Origin of the sequence: Exiguobacterium sp. s5 (genome assembly GCF_018618075.1) — a bacterium.
Lineage (GTDB): Bacteria > Bacillota > Bacilli > Exiguobacteriales > Exiguobacteriaceae > Exiguobacterium > Exiguobacterium mexicanum_A.
The window spans coordinates 40,511-57,364 of record NZ_JACSLK010000006.1 but is presented as its reverse complement, the minus strand read 5'-3'; the positions used below and the strand labels follow the sequence as shown (position 1 = coordinate 57,364).

At 54.0% G+C, this 16,854-nt stretch carries 16 protein-coding genes; 5 read left to right on the top strand and 11 right to left on the bottom strand.

Going from position 1 to position 16,854, the window contains the following annotated elements:
- Positions 1–750, top strand: a complete 750-nt coding sequence (gene map / locus KNP60_RS12325; protein WP_138859932.1) for a type I methionyl aminopeptidase — start codon at positions 1–3, stop codon at positions 748–750.
- 49 nt (positions 751–799) lie between these two features.
- Here the strand turns inward: map and menC are convergent, their stop codons facing one another.
- Genes menC through KNP60_RS12295 form a run of 6 tightly spaced genes read right to left on the bottom strand, consistent with a single transcriptional unit; the run spans position 800 to position 7,903 of the window.
- Positions 800–1,867, bottom strand: a complete 1,068-nt coding sequence (gene menC / locus KNP60_RS12320; RefSeq protein ID WP_214797582.1) for an o-succinylbenzoate synthase — start codon at positions 1,865–1,867, stop codon at positions 800–802.
- Positions 1,851–3,221 (bottom strand): o-succinylbenzoate--CoA ligase, encoded by a 1,371-nt coding sequence (gene menE, locus KNP60_RS12315; protein ID WP_214797581.1) that lies wholly within the window; start codon positions 3,219–3,221, stop codon positions 1,851–1,853. The genes menC and menE overlap by 17 nt, the downstream gene beginning before the upstream one ends.
- A 49-nt stretch (positions 3,222–3,270) precedes the next feature.
- On the bottom strand, positions 3,271–4,095 hold the full coding sequence (menB, locus tag KNP60_RS12310; RefSeq protein WP_021067784.1) for a 1,4-dihydroxy-2-naphthoyl-CoA synthase: 825 nt from the start codon (positions 4,093–4,095) through the stop codon (positions 3,271–3,273).
- Positions 4,096–4,872, bottom strand: coding sequence for an alpha/beta fold hydrolase (locus tag KNP60_RS12305; protein ID WP_214797644.1), 777 nt, complete (start codon positions 4,870–4,872; stop codon positions 4,096–4,098).
- Positions 4,872–6,521: a 2-succinyl-5-enolpyruvyl-6-hydroxy-3-cyclohexene-1-carboxylic-acid synthase gene (gene menD, locus KNP60_RS12300; protein ID WP_214797580.1), complete on the bottom strand. Its 1,650-nt coding sequence runs from the start codon at positions 6,519–6,521 to the stop codon at positions 4,872–4,874. Before menD ends, KNP60_RS12305 begins: the two co-directional genes overlap by 1 nt.
- Entirely contained in the window at positions 6,518–7,903 is a 1,386-nt protein-coding gene (locus tag KNP60_RS12295; protein ID WP_034781040.1) for an isochorismate synthase, read from the bottom strand. Before KNP60_RS12295 ends, menD begins: the two co-directional genes overlap by 4 nt.
- Positions 7,904–8,069: 166 nt before the next feature.
- Here KNP60_RS12295 and KNP60_RS12290 point away from each other — a divergent pair, with 166 nt between their 5' ends.
- Entirely contained in the window at positions 8,070–8,969 is a 900-nt protein-coding gene (locus KNP60_RS12290) for a 1,4-dihydroxy-2-naphthoate polyprenyltransferase (protein WP_214797579.1), read from the top strand.
- Between the two features lie 19 nt (positions 8,970–8,988).
- On the top strand, positions 8,989–9,540 hold the full coding sequence (locus KNP60_RS12285; protein ID WP_034781037.1) for a beta-class carbonic anhydrase: 552 nt from the start codon (positions 8,989–8,991) through the stop codon (positions 9,538–9,540).
- Positions 9,541–9,581: 41 nt separating this feature from the next.
- Here the strand turns inward: KNP60_RS12285 and KNP60_RS12280 are convergent, their stop codons facing one another.
- From KNP60_RS12280 to KNP60_RS12265, 4 genes are all read right to left on the bottom strand, one after another.
- Positions 9,582–10,529, bottom strand: coding sequence for a YihY/virulence factor BrkB family protein (locus KNP60_RS12280; RefSeq protein WP_034781035.1), 948 nt, complete (start codon positions 10,527–10,529; stop codon positions 9,582–9,584).
- A 68-nt stretch (positions 10,530–10,597) separates the two neighbouring features.
- A complete protein-coding gene (locus tag KNP60_RS12275; RefSeq protein ID WP_034781346.1) occupies positions 10,598–11,035 on the bottom strand; it encodes an NUDIX domain-containing protein in 438 nt (145 codons plus the stop codon).
- A gap of 66 nt (positions 11,036–11,101) precedes the next feature.
- Positions 11,102–12,028 carry a carbohydrate kinase family protein gene (locus KNP60_RS12270; protein WP_034781033.1) on the bottom strand — a complete coding sequence of 309 codons (927 nt, stop codon included), beginning with the start codon at positions 12,026–12,028 and terminating at the stop codon, positions 11,102–11,104.
- A gap of 119 nt (positions 12,029–12,147) precedes the next feature.
- On the bottom strand, positions 12,148–14,055 hold the full coding sequence (locus tag KNP60_RS12265) for a heavy metal translocating P-type ATPase (protein WP_214797578.1): 1,908 nt from the start codon (positions 14,053–14,055) through the stop codon (positions 12,148–12,150).
- A gap of 199 nt (positions 14,056–14,254) precedes the next feature.
- Between KNP60_RS12265 and KNP60_RS12260 the strand changes: the two genes are divergently transcribed.
- Positions 14,255–15,190 (top strand): DMT family transporter, encoded by a 936-nt coding sequence (locus KNP60_RS12260; RefSeq protein WP_034781029.1) that lies wholly within the window; start codon positions 14,255–14,257, stop codon positions 15,188–15,190.
- A gap of 138 nt (positions 15,191–15,328) precedes the next feature.
- Positions 15,329–15,631, top strand: a complete 303-nt coding sequence (locus KNP60_RS12255; RefSeq protein WP_128123764.1) for a hypothetical protein — start codon at positions 15,329–15,331, stop codon at positions 15,629–15,631.
- 41 nt (positions 15,632–15,672) lie between these two features.
- Here KNP60_RS12255 and KNP60_RS12250 read toward each other — a convergent pair whose 3' ends face one another.
- On the bottom strand, positions 15,673–16,815 hold the full coding sequence (locus KNP60_RS12250; protein WP_138859923.1) for an MFS transporter: 1,143 nt from the start codon (positions 16,813–16,815) through the stop codon (positions 15,673–15,675).
- Positions 16,816–16,854 lie beyond the last annotated feature (39 nt).

The following is a 16,854-nucleotide window of genomic DNA, read 5'->3' as shown; positions in this document are numbered from 1 at the left end:
ATGTTAGATTATGATTACGATGCATTGCGCGAGATTGGGCGGATTGTCGCCTTGGCTCGCGATGAGATGGCGAAAGCAGTCAAACCAGGCATGACGACGAAACAGTTGGATGAAATCGGGCAGCGTGTTTTAGAAGCGGAAGGGGCCGCCTCGGCCCCGATCACGATGTATGAGTTCCCGGGTTATACGTGTATCTCCATCAATGAAGTCGCAGCCCATGGGATTCCAGGTGACCTCGTCATCCAAGACGGTGACGTGGTCAACGTCGACGTATCGGCCGTGAAGGACGGCTACTATGCCGACACAGGACGTACGGTCATCGCGGGCACACCGAAATCGGCTAAACACGAGCGGTTGGTCGAAGTGTCATTGACATCGCTCGAAGCGGGTCTCAGCAAAGTGAAGGCCGGCGTCAAGGTCAACCAAATCGGGAAAGCGATTTATGCCGATGCCCGTAAGAACGGCTTCACGGTCATCCGTAACTTGGCGGGCCATGGCCTCGGTCGCACGCTCCACGGTGAGCCGGAGACGATTTCGAACTACTATAGCCGTGAAGAGAACGACATCTTGAAAGAAGGACAAGTCATTGCCGTCGAGACGTTCATCTCGACGAAAGATGAAATCGTCTATCAATCAGAAGAGGACGGTTGGTCGTTGTTCACCCCGAACAACAGCCTCGTCTCGCAATTCGAGCACACGGTCGTCGTCACGAAAGACGGCTATGAAGTGTTGACGGGCACATTCCGTTAACGATGAAAAGGCGGCAGACGCGAGGTCTGCCGCCTTTTTTACGGAGTTTTTACAGGAGTCGAATCGTCTGTTCGCTCAGTTGCTCGATTTTCGTCCAATCCGGTGCGACCTGGTCGGGAAGCATCAATTGTCCGTTCTCGACTTCGAGCGGGGTATCGAGCAAATCGGTCTCGAAGTAAGCGCTCGTCCCGGCCATATCGGCCGGGTAGGCGGCTCCGTTCAATGAGGCGAATAAGAGCGTGTGATAACGGCCGATGGAGGACTCATACATCCCACCGACCCAGTAGGGGGTGCCGCTATCACGAATCGCGAGCGCCTCGCTCCAGCCGCCGACGCGGGCCGGTTTGATATTGACGATGCGACCGGCTCGAAGTCGATGCATCGTCGCCACGTCTTGAGCGGCACTGATCGATTCATCGAGACAAATCGCTGTGGTGAGCCGTGCCTGCAAGTCCGCTGTCTCGACCCAATATGTGCTCGGATAAGGCTGTTCGATCATCAAGAGACGGTAGGTGTCCAATGCCTCGAACCAGTCAAGCGATTGCTCGGAGCCACTTCCGTTCAAATCAATCATGAGCGGGGCGTCCGGAAAAACGCTGCGAATCTCGCCGAGCGCAGGAAGCAGTTCATGCGGGGACGCTTTTAACTTGATCCGGTCGAATCCGGACGCGAGCGCAGCCTCGATGGCGTTCAACGTCTGACTGAGCAGACCGATGCCAATCGTCCGGCCGCATGCCACGGCATCGCCGGCTTGGACGTATTGTTTTAATGTCTGATTCGCGCGGGCCGCTTCCACTTCCCATAGAGCGCTCTCCCACATCGCTTTCGCCATCGGTTGGCCGATGATCGAGCTGACATGGGGACCGAACGAGGTGGCAGACAACGTCATCCCTTTCAGGAGTTGGACAATCAAAGCGGACGTATCGATGACGGAGCGGACGGTCTCAGCCGTATACCATGGCGTCTCGAACGCGACACCTTCCCCGTAGCCGACAACACCGTCGACCGTCTCCAGCCGGAGAATGACCGTCCGTCTCGTCGTCAACACGGCGTGGGCGGTGACAATCGGATGTTTGAACGTGAGGGGGACGATATACAGTTCAGCGCGACGAATCATGGTCAGCCTCCTTTAAGCGATGACGCATCAATTTACCGTTGGCGTTACGAGGCAGCTCGTCGACGGCAATCCATGCTTTCGGATGTTTATAAGATGCCAGATGGTCGTGCAGCAGCTGAATCGCCTCATCGAAATCGAACGTACCGACCGTGAAGGCGGCGGGTACCGCTCCCCAAGTCGGGTCGGGACGACCGACGACCCCGACGTCTTGAATGCCCGGGCAACGCAATAACACGCTCTCGATTTCGGCCGGATAAATGTTCTCACCGCCGGAGATGATCAAATCACTGCGGCGGTCATGGACGTACAAGTAACCGTCTTTCATCGTGCCGAGGTCGCCCGTTTGCCAATAGCCGTCGGGCGTCCAAGCATCGGCCTCTGGCTGTTTATAGTAACCAGGGGTCACCGTCGGTCCGTTCACTTCAATCTCCCCATCCGCATTGATACGGAGTTGGGTCGGCGCGATTGCTTGACCGCTCGAACCGATGTGGGCGAGTGCCTCGGCTGGCAACAGCGTCGCGACTTGCGAACACGTCTCCGTCATCCCGTACGTCTGGGCGACCGGTAACTGCCGCCGCTCGGCTTCTTCGAGCAACGGACGCGGTACGGGACCGCCGCCGACGAGCAGAAGTTGCAACTGATGGCGGGAGAGACCTGCGTCGAGGAGCCGCTTAAGCATGACCGCAACGAGCGAGATGTGGGTGATTCTTGCCGTCGCAATCAACTCGAGTGTACGAGCGACATCGAACTTCGGTTCGACGTATAGTAGCGAACCGAAACGGGCGCTCCGATACACTTGCGCGAGTCCGCTCATATGGAAGAGCGGCGTCACGACGAGCATCCGGTCACTTGTCCCGTAACCGAGGCGCGTCTTGGCCGCCTCGGCGCTCGCGACGTGATTGCCGAACGTCTGCTTTACGGCCTTGGCCCGTCCAGTCGTGCCTGAGGTGAACATGAGCGACATGACTTCATCGTCTGCCCACTCGTGCGGTGTAGCGAGTGACGCCTCATCTCGTGACGTCAACGCGAATTGGGTGATTGACAGGTCAATCGGTTCATCGACGAGCAATACATCGATATCGGCCGTCTCGATTTGTCCTGCCAGTTCGCTCATCGTCAACCGCGTGTTGAGCGGAACGAGCACTTTTCCGAGTAACTGGATGGCATGGACAGCGATGACATAATCAGCGCTGTTCGCAGCGCGTAATCCGATATGGCGGGCTTTGGGTGCGACCCGTTCCAAGAAGTGGGCTAAACGGGCACTCTCCGCGCTTAACTCGGCCCAGGTCAAACTGACGGACGCGGTGACGAGTGCCATGGCGTCACGTCGATGTTGTGTCACATAACGATTCATCATCAGGACCTCCAAAAAAAGAGTAGCGAAGTCGCTACTCTTTGTCGATTTACGGGAAACGCGGGAACTGACCGAAGTCTGGGTCGCGTTTTTCTTTGAAAGCGTCGCGTCCTTCTTTTGCTTCGTCTGTCGTGTAGTAGAGAAGCGTCGCGTCGCCGGCAAGCTGTTGAAGTCCTGCAAGTCCGTCCGTGTCGGCGTTCATCGCTGCCTTCAAGAAGCGAAGTGCCGTCGGAGAGTGTTGCAAGATCTCTTGGCACCATTGGATCGTCTCGGCTTCAAGTTGCTCGAGTGGGACGACCGTGTTGACGAGTCCCATGTCAAGCGCTTGCTGTGCGTCGTATTGACGGCAGAGGTACCAGATTTCGCGTGCTTTCTTGTGGCCGATGATGCGAGCCAAGTAACCTGAACCGTAACCGGCATCGAACGAGCCCACTTTTGGTCCAGTTTGACCGAAACGGGCGTTGTCGGCTGCAATCGTCAAGTCACAGACGACGTGCAAGACGTGTCCGCCACCGATCGCATAACCGGCTACCATGGCGATGACTGGTTTCGGGATGACGCGAATCAAGCGTTGAAGGTCGAGGACGTTCAAGCGTGGAATCTCGTCGTCACCGACGTAGCCGCCGTGGCCGCGTACTTTTTGGTCGCCGCCTGAGCAGAAGGCTTGATCGCCTTCACCAGTCAAGATGATGGCACCGACTTCTTTATCGTCACGGGCGCGTGCGAACGCGTCGATGAGCTCGTTTACCGTGAGTGGACGGAACGCGTTCCGTACTTCCGGACGGTTGATGGTGATTTTGGCGATGCCGTTCCACTTCTCGTACTTGATATCTTCGTACGTGCGGACCGATGTCCAGTTTGCTACTGATTCCATTTAAATTCCCCCTAAAATCAATTTCTCTATCATTGTACCAAATTGTTGGGCATTCTCGACATGTGGAGCATGAGATGCGTCCGAAATTTCATGAATTTCAATATCGGGACGGATCAACTGCATATTCCGAGCAATCTGTTGAAACTTCACATCGTGTTCCCCGACGATCAAATCGGTGCGAGGTAAACGGTCGAGTAGCGGCCAGAGCGACGGCATGCTACCCGTCCCGATGGCACGGAGGCTGTCCGCGAGTGCGGCTGGATGTTGGGCCAACCGCTCAGGACGGAGGGCGGCGCGCATCTCGTCGGTTTGATGCCAGAGCGGAAGACGTTCCCAACGGTCAACGAACGCCTCAAGTCCTGCTCGCTCGATGAATTCGGCGAGCTTTTCGTCTTGAAGCCGGCGTTGTCGACGTTCAGCCGCTATGTTGAGCCCGGGTGTCGTGCTAATGCCGATGAAATGGGTGACCCGATCATCATAGGCGGCGAGTGTCATCCCGATACGTCCGCCGAGCGAGTAACCGACGACCGTCCACGGACCTTCGTCCGTATCGAGTAGCGCCGACAAGTCTTTAATCTGTTGACTCATCTTGGCACGCCCGACCGCTTGCTGTCCGGTGCCGCCGTGTTGCAATAGCGACGGGGCGACGAGCCGGACGGGAAGCTCAGGGAACTGGGAGATCCAAGCCGCACTCCCAGTGAATCCATGAAGAAGCAAAACGGGACGGCCGCTCCCACGTTCGAGCACCTCATAGGAGACGCCACGCACGGAACGCATCACGTTTCGTTCTCCGTCGTCAAACGGTCCGTGAGCGAAGCGGTCCAACGACGATGCTCGGCCACGTTTTTATCGCGATCAGACGGAAATTCGATCAGCTGAACGCCTGCTTCAATCGCCGTCATGACATCTTCAGGCTGCTCGAGCAAGCGATAGCTGAGTCCGTATGTCTCGGCAAATCCGCGCAAGTTCAAGTGGAGCGGTGTCCCGAACAAGTCCTCGAACATTTGTGGTGCAATCGAGGCTTGTGGTAAGAAAGAGAAGATGCCACCGCCATCATTGTTGACGACGACAATCGAGAACGTGCCAGGATGCGATTTGACGAGTTGCAGGGCGTTACTGTCGTGATAGAATGCCAAGTCGCCGATCAAGAGAGCGGCCTTGTCTGTATCGTGACAGGCACCGAGCGCGCTCGAGATGATGCCGTCAATCCCGTTCGCCCCGCGATTGGCGAGGACGTCGATTGACTGACCGGCTGAAAGTGTCGTATCGATATCACGGATCGGCATGCTATTGCTGACGAAGATGCGATCAAGACGAGACGCCAGCAAATGACGCGTCAATGCACTTTCTCCGCTCAAAGCAGGTTTTGCGGATTCGGCGACGCGTTCGAACAATGCGAAATGATCGAATAAGTCGGCGTCATAGTCTTTGTTGATGGTGGCGACATAATCAATCGCATCGCCGTACACGACCGTGGCGCTGTTCGACGGGTCGCGGAACGATCCCGGTTGCTCAATCAAGACGTATGGCACGTCGTGAAGCCACTGATTCAGCCGTTTCGAGACGGGGGCAGCCCCGAACCGGACGACCGCATCAGGTGTCCATTCTGTGCGATCCTCGCTAGCGAGCCACGCGTCATAGTTCGTCAAGACATGGTCAAACCGGCGCATCCCGCTCAATGGGTCGGCGAAGACCGGAATACGGTGGGCCAGCGCCGACGCATAGAGAGGCTCAAGCCATGATGTCGGAGTACCTGGTCCGACGATGAAGGCGAGACGATTGACGTCAATCTCTTGTTTGAACCGTTTCAAGTCGAGACTTGTCGGTTTAAGATAGGTCGGGTCAGAGGATTCGGCTTCACCGCCCAGGAGTGACGTCAAGCGCTCGATATCCGGCAACAACGGTTCACGGAACGGGATGTTCACATGGACCGGGCCGAATGGCGCATGCATACTCGCCCGAACGAGCCGGGCCACTGTCTGTTCCATGTAGCGCTGGCTCGCAGCTTCAGGAACGGGGAGGTCGACGCTCGTTTTCACGTGGTCGCCGTACAGTCGAACTTGGTCGATCGCTTGAGGCGCCCCGACGTTCCGAAGTTCGTGCGGCCGATCGGTCGTCAACACAACGAGCGGCAGTTGTGAGATATTTGCCTCGGCCACCGCCGAAAAGTAGTTGGTGGCGGCAGTACCGCTCGTGCAGATGAGCGCGACCGGGCGCAACGATGATTGCGAACGAGTCAACCCGAGTGCGAAAAAGGCGGCCGACCGTTCGTCGACGATGATATGATGTCGGACGCTCGGATGAAGATAGGCGGCCATGGCGAGCGGTGTCGAGCGAGAGCCGGGACTGATGACGACGTCCTCGACCCCTTGTTCGACGAGCCGGTTCATCATACCGGCGACCCACTCCGTTAACGGTTCATTCATGCTTCATTGCCTCCTGCGCGTACTTTGTCCAATCCGAGAGCTTGCTTGATTGGACTGAGCTTGATTTCTGTCTCGGCGAGCTCCGCTTCGAGTTCAGACTCTTGGACGATTCCACAGCCTGCGTATAGCGCCACGAATTGATGGTGGACAAGAGCCGACCGGATCGAGACGACGAACTCTCCTTCACCGTCCGTGTTCAGCCAACCGAACGGTGACCCGTACCAGCCGCGGTCGAACCGTTCAATCTCGCGCAACAAGCGGACAGACGTCCGTTTCGGAGATCCACCGAGCGCCGGGGTCGGGTGGAGCGACTCGATGATCGACAGCAAGGATGCGTTCGTATCGAGCGTTGCTTGAATCGGTGTGTGCAGATGGAACACCGACCGGTTCTCCAAGATGCGCGGCGACTCCGGTGCCTTGATGGTAGCCGCGTATGGTGTGAGGGCGTTCTTGATGTCCTTCACGACGATTTGGTGTTCCTCGAGGTTTTTGGCGTCGTGGAGTAACGTCTGTTTGGCTACATCTGATTCGATCTCGGTGTCTGGTCGCTTGATGGTGCCGGCGATGGCGGCCGTTTCAATGTACGGTCCTTGTTTCTTGACGAGCCGTTCCGGCGTCGCTCCGAAAAAACCGATTTCCCGCTTCGGCTGATACAAGAACACGTAACTGCCCGTCTGATGTTCTGACAAGTGGCGCAGTGTCGTCGCGAACGGGAACGCCTCTTCCGAGGTCTGGTAGATTTCTTCCCGGGCGATGACGATCTTTTCGACTCGTTCTTCGGTGATGTTCAGTTTAGCTTGTTGGAAACTCGACTTGAAATGGTCGACGCCGTCTTTGACTTGTGAGTAAGTCGGTGTTTGTTCGTCGGGCGCATGTAGCGCGTTGAACTGGGCGAGTTGATCGGCCAATTGAATCAAATATTGTTCGACCGAACGTTTGGCCGAGACGAGCGTCGAAACGGTCAACGTGTGCTTGTCGCCCGAGCGGCGATATAGAAATTTCGGCACGACCAACGATGCTTCACCGAACGCTTCCCACATATTTTTTTGGGGCCGCACGAACGTGTCGAACGAAAAGCCCGAGAACGCATAAATGACTGCGTCGACGTCCCGGCGGTGCAGGCTCCAATCGTACTGTAGACGTTGGAAACGTTCGGGACCAGAAGCCGTCAACACGAGCGCATCGGCACATCCGAGCATCTCGAGGGAGCGGTCTGGCGTCGAAAAATAGTAGTGGGACGTTTCAGTGTTTTGAATAATATGGAACGCGTCGAACGAAGGGATTTCCCACGTGTACGAGGCAAGTACCGGTCGTTGCCAAGCACGTGCCCGTTTATGGGCTTGTTCGATTCGTTGTTTAATGTGTGTTTGAGTATCTGGCATGAAAGAAAAGCCTCCTCAATCCAATGGAATTCTCATTCTTTAGTGTATCATGACTTCACGACAGAACTGGCCGTCAAATGCTCGAGAAAGTGAAGGGAGCCGTCCGAGCGGCGGGCATTGACAGGTTTTTTCAAAGAGACGTAAACTAACGAAGGGAGGGAAGTGCATGAAGAAGAGAGAGAAAGGTGCGTATTGGCGCATGATTCGCCCGCATACGTTGACAGCGAGCTTTATACCGGTGCTGTTAGGGACGTTCATCGTCCTCGGGCAAGTCGAGTTGAAGTGGGGATTGTTCTTAGCGATGCTCATCGCCTCGGTCTTGATTCAAATCGCGACGAATTTATTTAATGAATATTATGATTACAAGCGTGGACTCGACCACGAAGGTTCCATTGGAATCGGTGGCTCGATCGTACGTGATGGGTTCACACCCGGACAAGTGCTCGGGATCGCGCTCGGTATGTATGGGGTGGCGGCTGTGCTCGGGCTCTATATTGCGGCTTCAACGAGTTGGCATTTAATTTGGATCGGTGTGCTGTCGATGGTCGTCGGATTCCTGTACACGGGAGGTCCGCTCCCGATCGCCTACACGCCGTTCGGGGAAATCGTCGCTGGCCTATTCATGGGTTATGTCATCATCGGCATCTCGGGATATATCCAAATCGGGACGGTGACGACAGAACTGTTGCTCGTATCGTTTCCGATGGCGCTTTTGATCGGGGCGATCTTGCTCGCGAACAACATTCGTGATTTGGATAATGATAAAGTGAATGGGCGCAAAACAATCGCCTGTCTCGTCGGACATCGTCGTGCCGTTCTCGTCTTGGCCGGATTCTTTATCGCGGCATTGGTCGGCATCCTCGTCGCCGTATTCGGGTTTGGCGTGACGCCGTGGGTGCTGTTGTCATTGCTGACAATTCCAATCATGGTACGGGCAGTGAAGTGTTTTTGGGTCAAGCGTGAACCGGCTGAACTCATGCCGGCGATGGCGATGACCGCAAAAGTGAACACGTTGTTTGGCGCTTGGATGGTCATCGGGTTAATGGTCGCGCGGCTAATCGCGTGAATTAAGAGGAGGGAACCACATGTCAGTCGTTCAAGAAATGCTAGCGTTCAATGAAAAATTCGTAACAGAGAAACAATATGAGCAATTTGTCTCGGATAAGTTTCCCGATAAAAAAATCGTCATTTTAACGTGTATGGATACGCGTCTGACGGCGTTGTTGCCTCAAGCCCTCGGACTAAAAAACGGGGATGCCAAAATCATAAAAAATGCGGGAGCCGTATTGTCACATCCGTTCGGATCGGTCATGCGTTCGATCCTCGTCGCGTTGTATGCGCTCGGGGCCGAAGAGGTCATCGTCATCGGTCATTATGATTGCGGCATGGCGGCGATCGATCCGAATGCGGTCATCGCAGAAATGGAACGTCGCGGCATTGAACCGCAGACACTTCAAACACTCAAGTCGTCAGGGATGGATTTGGAGAAGTGGTTGCACGGGTTTGACTCGGTCGAAGCGAACGTCGTCAACTCGGTCAACCTCGTCAAAAACCACCCGCTCTTGCCGCCGGGCACGAACGTCCATGGGTTCGTCATCGACCCTGCGACCGGTCGTCTCGACGTCGTCGAAGCATAATGCAAAAGGCGGTCTCTTCTGGAGAGACCGCCTTTCTTTCGTTACCCGTATGTGTTGACGGGAATATCTTTATAGTCGTCATCGTCCGAATCTTTTGATTTGGACTTTTTATTTTTCTTATAGTTTTTCTCGTACTCACGTTCGCTCGGCGTTTTGAAGAAACGTTGCCAAGTAGCGTTGATTTCTGAGCCGATCAAAATGATCATGCCGGTCAATTGTAACCAAAGCAACGTGACGATGATTCCTCCGAGTGAGCCGTACGTCGAATCGTAATTGCCGAAGTTCGAAACATACAGGCTGAAGCCGAGGGAGACAATTTGCCAGGCGATGACGCCAAAGATCGCACCAGGAATCGTGCTCTTCCAGAACACGTGTTGCTGCGGGGCGATTTTATAGAAAATTGACAGCGTAAAAATCAAGATGACGGTCGTCAACACGTAGCGGAACACATTGATCAAGATGACGTCAGCCCCCGAAATAGGGATGAAACGGGCCACGAAATCGATGATTTGCGAACCGAACACGTTCGAGACGATGAGCAGTAACATGCCAACGCCGAGTAATAACGTCAACCCGAGGGCGATGCCTTTGCTGACGAAGAAATTACGTTCGTTATCTTCCCCGTACGCGTGAATCGCCATATTGATCAAGCGTTCAACCCCTTTGGCCGCCGACCAAATGGCTAAAATCGCACCGATCGAGAGGAGTCCGCCGCGCGGTTCACCGATGGCGTCGAAGATACCGGTCAAAAACTCAGTCGCGGCAGCCCCGGGCGCCAAGTTGTTCAACTGCTCTTGGAACGACGCCTGAGAAATGTCAAAGAACGACAGCAACGCGAGAATGAAGATGATACCCGGGAAAATCGATAAGAACCAAAAAAAAGCGAGTGTCGCGCCGTAATCTTGAACATCATGTTCTTTGAAGCGACGAAGCAACTCTTTCCCGAAGGCGAACCAATTCTTTTTTTCTTTTACTTCTGTAGTATCCATATATGTGCCTCCTGAACGTTATCGTTAGAAACTTTCTTTCCCGAAATGTCAGGAGGCTACACATGAAATCAGTCTTCGGCCAGCGTTTTATTGAAAAATCGCTCGGCTTCATTCGACAGCAAGTCGGCGAGTGACGGTGGTCGTACCGGCAAATGGCTGAGCGCGCTTCGCTTCACCCACATCGGCGTATACGATCCGTTCGTTTGCTCTGCTTGAAATTCTTCACCTGTCCCGGTCCCGAACTCACCACCGGTCATCCGGGCCCAGTAGTATGGGTTCAACTCTCCATTGAAGGCGACATGTGCGGCCACGCCTTCAAGTTCGACGTGGACGCCGAGCTCTTCGAACGCTTCACGGACGGCCGTCTCTTCAGCCGTATGACCGAATTCGACACCGCCGCCCGGAAACACATAATACAAAAGGTTTTCTTTCTCTCGGCGAATGAGCGCGACTTCGTCATGTTCATTCACGAGGATGATGGCACTGCGTAATTTCGTTCTGACCAATGGAATCGTTCCTTTCGATTTCGTATCGTGAACAAAACGCATCGACTCGCGGCCGATGCGTTTTGGTTAATCTGTTGCTGGTTGTTCAAGTGAGGCGTACATGTCAGGTGTCAGGCCGTTATCGTGCGAGGCGATGACTTTCCCAGCGACGCGCATCCCGAGTCGGAGCGCATCTTCAATCGGGTGACGTTTCATCAACTCAGAGATGACAGCGGAGAAGAATGAGTCACCCGCACCGGTCGAGTCGGCAACTTTCACTTTCGTCGTCGGGACGTGACCTTGTTCATTCGTGCGTAAGTCGACATAGACGGCGCCGAGCTCACTCATCGTGACGATTGTGAGCGGAGCTCCTTTCATTGCGAGCACTTCGGCGACGCGTAACGCATCGTCCACAGTGACGATGGACATATCAGACAAAATCTCCGCTTCTTCGCGGCTACAGATGAAGCCGGTGAAACCTTGGAGTAAATGACGGTTCCGTTCAATCACCGACAGATGACCGCACACGCCATACAGCGGAAGCTTCATTTCGCGGCACAGTTCAATGGTCTCGTTCAATACATTGACCGACAAGTCGAGGTCAATCGCGACCGCCTCACTTTCAGCGAACACCGTATCGATGCGACGGAGGATACATTCTTCCATCATCGCTTCGTCCGGTTGCTTCGAGATTGACGTTTGCAGGTCGCCGTTGTTATCCATGACGGCAAGCCACATGCCCATCCCATTGTCATCGAGCAAATCGACGTGATCGACGTTGACGTTCAAACCGCGGAGTTCTTCGAGAACACCCATCCCGATTTGATCGTTCGTCACGGTCGACACGAAACGGACGTCATTCCCGAGAACACCTAAGTTTTGGGCGACGTTTCGGCCGGTCCCACCGTTCGAGAACGCGATGTCACCGACGTTCTTGGCATCTTTATGAAGCGGGGCGAACGAGGTTCCTTTAATATCGACAAACACCTTGCCGATTACTGCAATCGTATTCATATACTGTACCACCTTTAGCCAATCTTCCTATCAGTTCCGGTCTCATTAGACACATTGTTTCAATTATAGCGAAATTACTAACGGCTTTCAACGACGGTTTGAATGAGTGTCGAATTTTGTCATTCCCACGAGGTGCTGAGCAAACGAAGCCCGTTCAAGATGACGAGGATGGTCGATCCTTCATGGCCGACGACCGCGAACGGCATGACGAGCAGTTCGAAGATATTCGTCGCAATCAACACGAGGATGACACCTAAGGCGAACACGACGTTTTGGAGGACGACGCGATTCAATTTACGGGACTGTTTGATGGCCGAGCTCAACCGACGGAGGTCGTTTTTCATTAAGACGACGTCGGCCGTCTCGAGGGCGGCGTCTGTCCCTTCACCCATGGCGATCCCGACATCGGCTGTCGCGAGGGCAGGGGCGTCGTTGATGCCGTCGCCAATCATGCCGATGCTACCGTATTCTTGTTTTAATTGTTTAATCTGCTCGACCTTCTCTTCTGGGAGACATTCGGCGATGTAACGGGTCAACCCGGCCTCAGTGGCGATGGCGCGGGCTGTCGCCTCGTTATCGCCCGTGATCATGATCGTCGCGATACCGAGATGGTTGAGTCGTTCGATCGCTTGTTTGGCTTCAGGGCGCAGTGTGTCCCGGAGCGCGAACGCTCCAATCGTCTTCTCTTCATCGCTGACGAACACGAGCGTATGGCCGGCAGCTTTTAAACGTTCGACATCGTCGCGGAAGAAATCTCCGCTCAGATCGGCGAATTTTTGTTTGCCGACCCGATAGGCGACACCATCGATCGTCGCTTCAATCCCGGACCCGGTCACGTCTTTGAAGTGTTCCATCGTTCCTGTGTAGTTCCCTGTGAATTGGACGAGCGCTTCGGCGAGCGGGTGCATCGAATGTTCTTCAATCAAGCTGACGATGCGATAGACGTGCTCTTTCTCAACGGTTGGATGGATCAATGCCGATTGGACTTCTGGTTTACCGATTGTAAGCGTGCCGGTCTTGTCGAAGGCGATCGCTTTCAAACGGCCCATGTTCTCGATATGAACGCCGCCTTTGAACAAAATCCCATGTTTGGCGGACGAAGCGATGGCGGCGAGTGCGGCCGGAGTGATGGCTGCGACGAGGGCGCACGGCGAAGCGACGACGAGTAAGATCATACCGCGGTAAATACTCGTCTCAAGCGACCACGGCGTCAACACAGGTCCGAGCAAGATGATTGCGGTGACGGAGGCGAGCACGACTTGAACGTAGCGTCCCTCGTACCGGTCGATGAACTGGGCGGACGGTGATTTTTCTTCTTGCGCTTGCTGTACCATTTGAATGATTTTTTGGAACAACGTTTCCGTGGCGAGTTTTGTCACTTCTAACATCAAGACACCGTTCAAGTTGACGCTTGAGCCGTATACCTCGTCGCCGACGTTTCGGTCGACCGGAATCGATTCACCGGTGATGGCGGCTTCCTCGATCGAGGCACTGCCTTTCAAAATCCGACCGTCGACCGGGATGCGTTCGCCGGGTCTTACGTAGATGTGGTCTCCGACGCGAAGGTCGTCGATATGGACGACCTCGAGGCCGCCCGAAGCGTTCAATCGCGTCGCTTGTTCAGGTTGCAGTTCCATTAATGACTCGAGAGCGCGTTCGTTTTTGTTCATCGTGTACGTCTCGAGTGCACCGGACAAAGCGAAAATGAAGATGAGGATGGCACCTTCCATCCAATAGCCGATGGCCGCGGCGCCGATGGCCGCGATGATCATGAGCAGTTCGACGTTCAACGAACGGGTTTCCCACGTATCGGTCAGACCTTCTTTCGCTTTGGCATATCCGCCGATTAAAAAGGCGGTCAAATAGAGGGTGACGTAGAGCGCAGGAGCTCCGTCTTGTCTTTCCGCGATATATGCGAGTACAATCAATACACCACTGATGAGCGCCATGATGAGCTCGATATGTTCGAACCAGTTGGCCCGTTTGAAGACGTGGCTTTTTTCCTGTGTGACGGTTGATGTGTTCATGTGAGCACCTCTTTCTAAATGAGAATATATATCAGTTAAATGATAATAATTGAGGATGATTATCATTATCTATTGTTGATATGATTGGATTTAATACTAGTTTCGGCTCATAACCTTATTTATAATGATTATCATGTAAGTCTATTTTAGCACCAATCGTAATAACTCACAAACTAAAAGATTAAGGAGTTTTTGTGTCATGCAGAATGTATTTCAACGCCCTTGGACGGTCACGTTCCTCGCGCTATTCAACACGTTTTTATGGGGGAGCGCGTTCCCGTTCATTAAACTGAGCTACGAGGCGCTCGATATTCAAGAACACGAGTACGGCCAGCAGTTGTTTTTTGCCGGCGAACGTTTTTTATTGTCCGGACTGCTCTTGCTCGTGATTAGCCGCCTCGTCTTCAAACGGCCGATTCGATTAAACGCGGAAAAGTTGAAGGCGTATGCACATTTAGGGGCATTTTTGACATTCTTACAATATTTGTTCTTTTATATCGGGCTTTCCATCTCGACCGGGGTGCAAGGTTCGATTATCGCGGGATCGACCTCATTCTTCCAAATGGCGCTTGCCCATTTCCGTTATGAGGATGATCGTCTCAACCGATTGAAGGGGATTGCCCTCACACTCGGGTTCTCTGGGATCGTCATCGCCAACTGGCCGACAGCGCACGCAGAGATAGGATTTGGGATTGGCGAGATCTTGCTCATTATGGCGATGATCTCAGGGGCGTTCGGGAACTTGATTGCGAAAGACTACTCACGCGCACATGATGTCGCCCCGATGACGGCTTGGGCGATGGTCTTCGGCTCGCTCGGTCTTCTCGTCGTCGGCTATGTGCTCGCGCCAGGGGATGTGTTCCTTCCTTACACAGTCACGACGCTTTTCTTCTTGCTGTATCTCGCGCTCTTGTCTGCAATCGGGTTCACGTTATGGAACACACTCATGAAATATAATCCGGTCAGCCGGGTATCACTTTATATGTTTTTTGTTCCCTTATTCGGTGTCGTCTTATCGAGCGTTTTACTCGGTGAAACGATCCCGTGGAACGCGCTTGTCGGATTATTGTTCGTCATCGCGGGCATCTATCTCTCGACTTATTTCCAGGGGCGAGTCAACCGTTCGGCCCGTTGATCAAACAAAGCTGACGCACGGTTGACGGAATCTTGTTCCCATGGCAAAATATATTAAAAATTCTGAATTCTTTCAGTTGAAAATCGGTCTTCGTTGTAAAGACTTGCGTGCGAATCTGATAGAAGGGAGGATTGTGCCATGGCAAGAAATCCGATTGTCCGAAATATACTCATCTCGCGTCAACCACGGGACGAGTACGTCAAATACGTGATGAAGTGCGTAAGTCGCGGATTGAAGGAGCATCACGACCAAGTAGACGCGCGTGCCACGAGGCAAGGGGAGGACATCCAGACGAAGTGGCATATCAATGATCGCGTCATTGAAGTCACAATCAAGTCGGACGTGCTGGCCTCACTAGAGACAGAACCGTTCGCGCTCGATGAAGTGTTCATGCGCGCGTTCGAACGGAATGACGTTCGTCTCGGTCCAATCAAGGAATGAGTGATACGAAAAAGGGTGAGTCTCCGTCGAGACTCACCCTTTTATGCGTCGATTGGCTTCGCTTTCGCTGTGAACAGACTCACAGCCAAGATGCCGAGAATAAGTGTGTACATCAAGAAATACACTTCTTTCGGTAACGCAATCCAAAACGCGCCAATCATCGGTCCGCTGATCGAACCGACGCTGAACGAGATGCTATAGAGCATATTGCCGGTCGGTAACAACGAACGTGGCAACACTTCTGTCATATGAGCCAAACCGAGCGAATACGTGGAGCCGAGACCGGCCCCGGCAAGAGCGAACAAGACGAGCAGCCAGGCGTAATGGTCGACGGCGAGGTTGGCGACGGCGAAGACGAGCGTGCCGAGTGTCAACACGATTTGCAGGATGCGTTTCTTTCCGAAGTGATCGGCGAGGCGGCCGAGCGGTAACTGGACGATAATCGAGGCGACGATGAACGTCGTGATGAGCGTACTCGTCTGCGTCAGCCCGATGTCGTTGCGGACCGTGAAAATCGGTAAGTTGGCATTCAAGCTCGCCTCAAGGAACCCGTATGTAAAAGCAGGTAAGAGTGTATATCCGCCACCGATGAGGACGAGGCGGATGCGTCCTTTCGAGTCGGTCTTCACTTTCTCAGCCTCAGGGTACTCGTTGTCGACCTTGAAGATCAAGAACAAGGATGCGAGACAGAAGACGATCAAGACGAGGAACGGCAGCCAAAAGTGGAGGTCGACGAGCGGGGCGATGAGCGGGCCGACCGCGAATCCGAGGCTGAACGCCATCCCGTAATACGCCATCGCCCGGCCAAGACTTCGCTTCTCGCTCGCAGACGTGACCCACACTTGGGATCCGTAATGGAGCGCCGAATCCCCAAATCCGATGACGAAACGCATGAGTGCCCACATGAGCAGTGACGGCCAGAGCGGCAAGAAGAACGTGGCAAGCGCCGTCAAGACGATGCCGAGGACGATGGTCGGCCGAAACCCGTACTTGCGGACGAACCGTTCGAGTAGTGGCGCAGAGACGATGACGCCCAAGTAGAGCATCGTCGCATTCAACCCGTTCAACCAGGCCGGGTTGCCGTCCCGTTCGATGAGCGTCGACAAGAGCGGGATGAGCGCGCCTTGAATCAAACCAGAAATAAAGACGACGAGTAATAAAATCGAAAACCGAAACCGTTGCATAGTTCACCTCATTATTCATTACATAGTAAAAAGCTGAGA

What these genes read in the sequence shown, in the direction of transcription:
- KNP60_RS12270 (WP_034781033.1), bottom strand. Translation starts at nt 12,028, where the DNA reads ATGAATACGATTGCAGTAATCGGCAAGGTGTTTGTCGATATTAAAGGA.
- menB (WP_021067784.1), bottom strand. Translation starts at nt 4,095, where the DNA reads ATGGAATCAGTAGCAAACTGGACATCGGTCCGCACGTACGAAGATATC.
- menC (WP_214797582.1), bottom strand. Translation starts at nt 1,867, where the DNA reads ATGATTCGTCGCGCTGAACTGTATATCGTCCCCCTCACGTTCAAACAT.
- KNP60_RS12280 (WP_034781035.1), bottom strand. Translation starts at nt 10,529, where the DNA reads ATGGATACTACAGAAGTAAAAGAAAAAAAGAATTGGTTCGCCTTCGGG.
- KNP60_RS12255 (WP_128123764.1), top strand. Translation starts at nt 15,329, where the DNA reads ATGGCAAGAAATCCGATTGTCCGAAATATACTCATCTCGCGTCAACCA.
- KNP60_RS12260 (WP_034781029.1), top strand. Translation starts at nt 14,255, where the DNA reads ATGCAGAATGTATTTCAACGCCCTTGGACGGTCACGTTCCTCGCGCTA.
- map (WP_138859932.1), top strand. Translation starts at nt 1, where the DNA reads ATGTTAGATTATGATTACGATGCATTGCGCGAGATTGGGCGGATTGTC.
- KNP60_RS12265 (WP_214797578.1), bottom strand. Translation starts at nt 14,055, where the DNA reads ATGAACACATCAACCGTCACACAGGAAAAAAGCCACGTCTTCAAACGG.
- KNP60_RS12295 (WP_034781040.1), bottom strand. Translation starts at nt 7,903, where the DNA reads ATGCCAGATACTCAAACACACATTAAACAACGAATCGAACAAGCCCAT.
- menD (WP_214797580.1), bottom strand. Translation starts at nt 6,521, where the DNA reads ATGAATGAACCGTTAACGGAGTGGGTCGCCGGTATGATGAACCGGCTC.
- KNP60_RS12250 (WP_138859923.1), bottom strand. Translation starts at nt 16,815, where the DNA reads ATGCAACGGTTTCGGTTTTCGATTTTATTACTCGTCGTCTTTATTTCT.
- KNP60_RS12305 (WP_214797644.1), bottom strand. Translation starts at nt 4,872, where the DNA reads ATGCGTTCCGTGCGTGGCGTCTCCTATGAGGTGCTCGAACGTGGGAGC.
- KNP60_RS12290 (WP_214797579.1), top strand. Translation starts at nt 8,070, where the DNA reads ATGAAGAAGAGAGAGAAAGGTGCGTATTGGCGCATGATTCGCCCGCAT.
- menE (WP_214797581.1), bottom strand. Translation starts at nt 3,221, where the DNA reads ATGAATCGTTATGTGACACAACATCGACGTGACGCCATGGCACTCGTC.
- KNP60_RS12285 (WP_034781037.1), top strand. Translation starts at nt 8,989, where the DNA reads ATGTCAGTCGTTCAAGAAATGCTAGCGTTCAATGAAAAATTCGTAACA.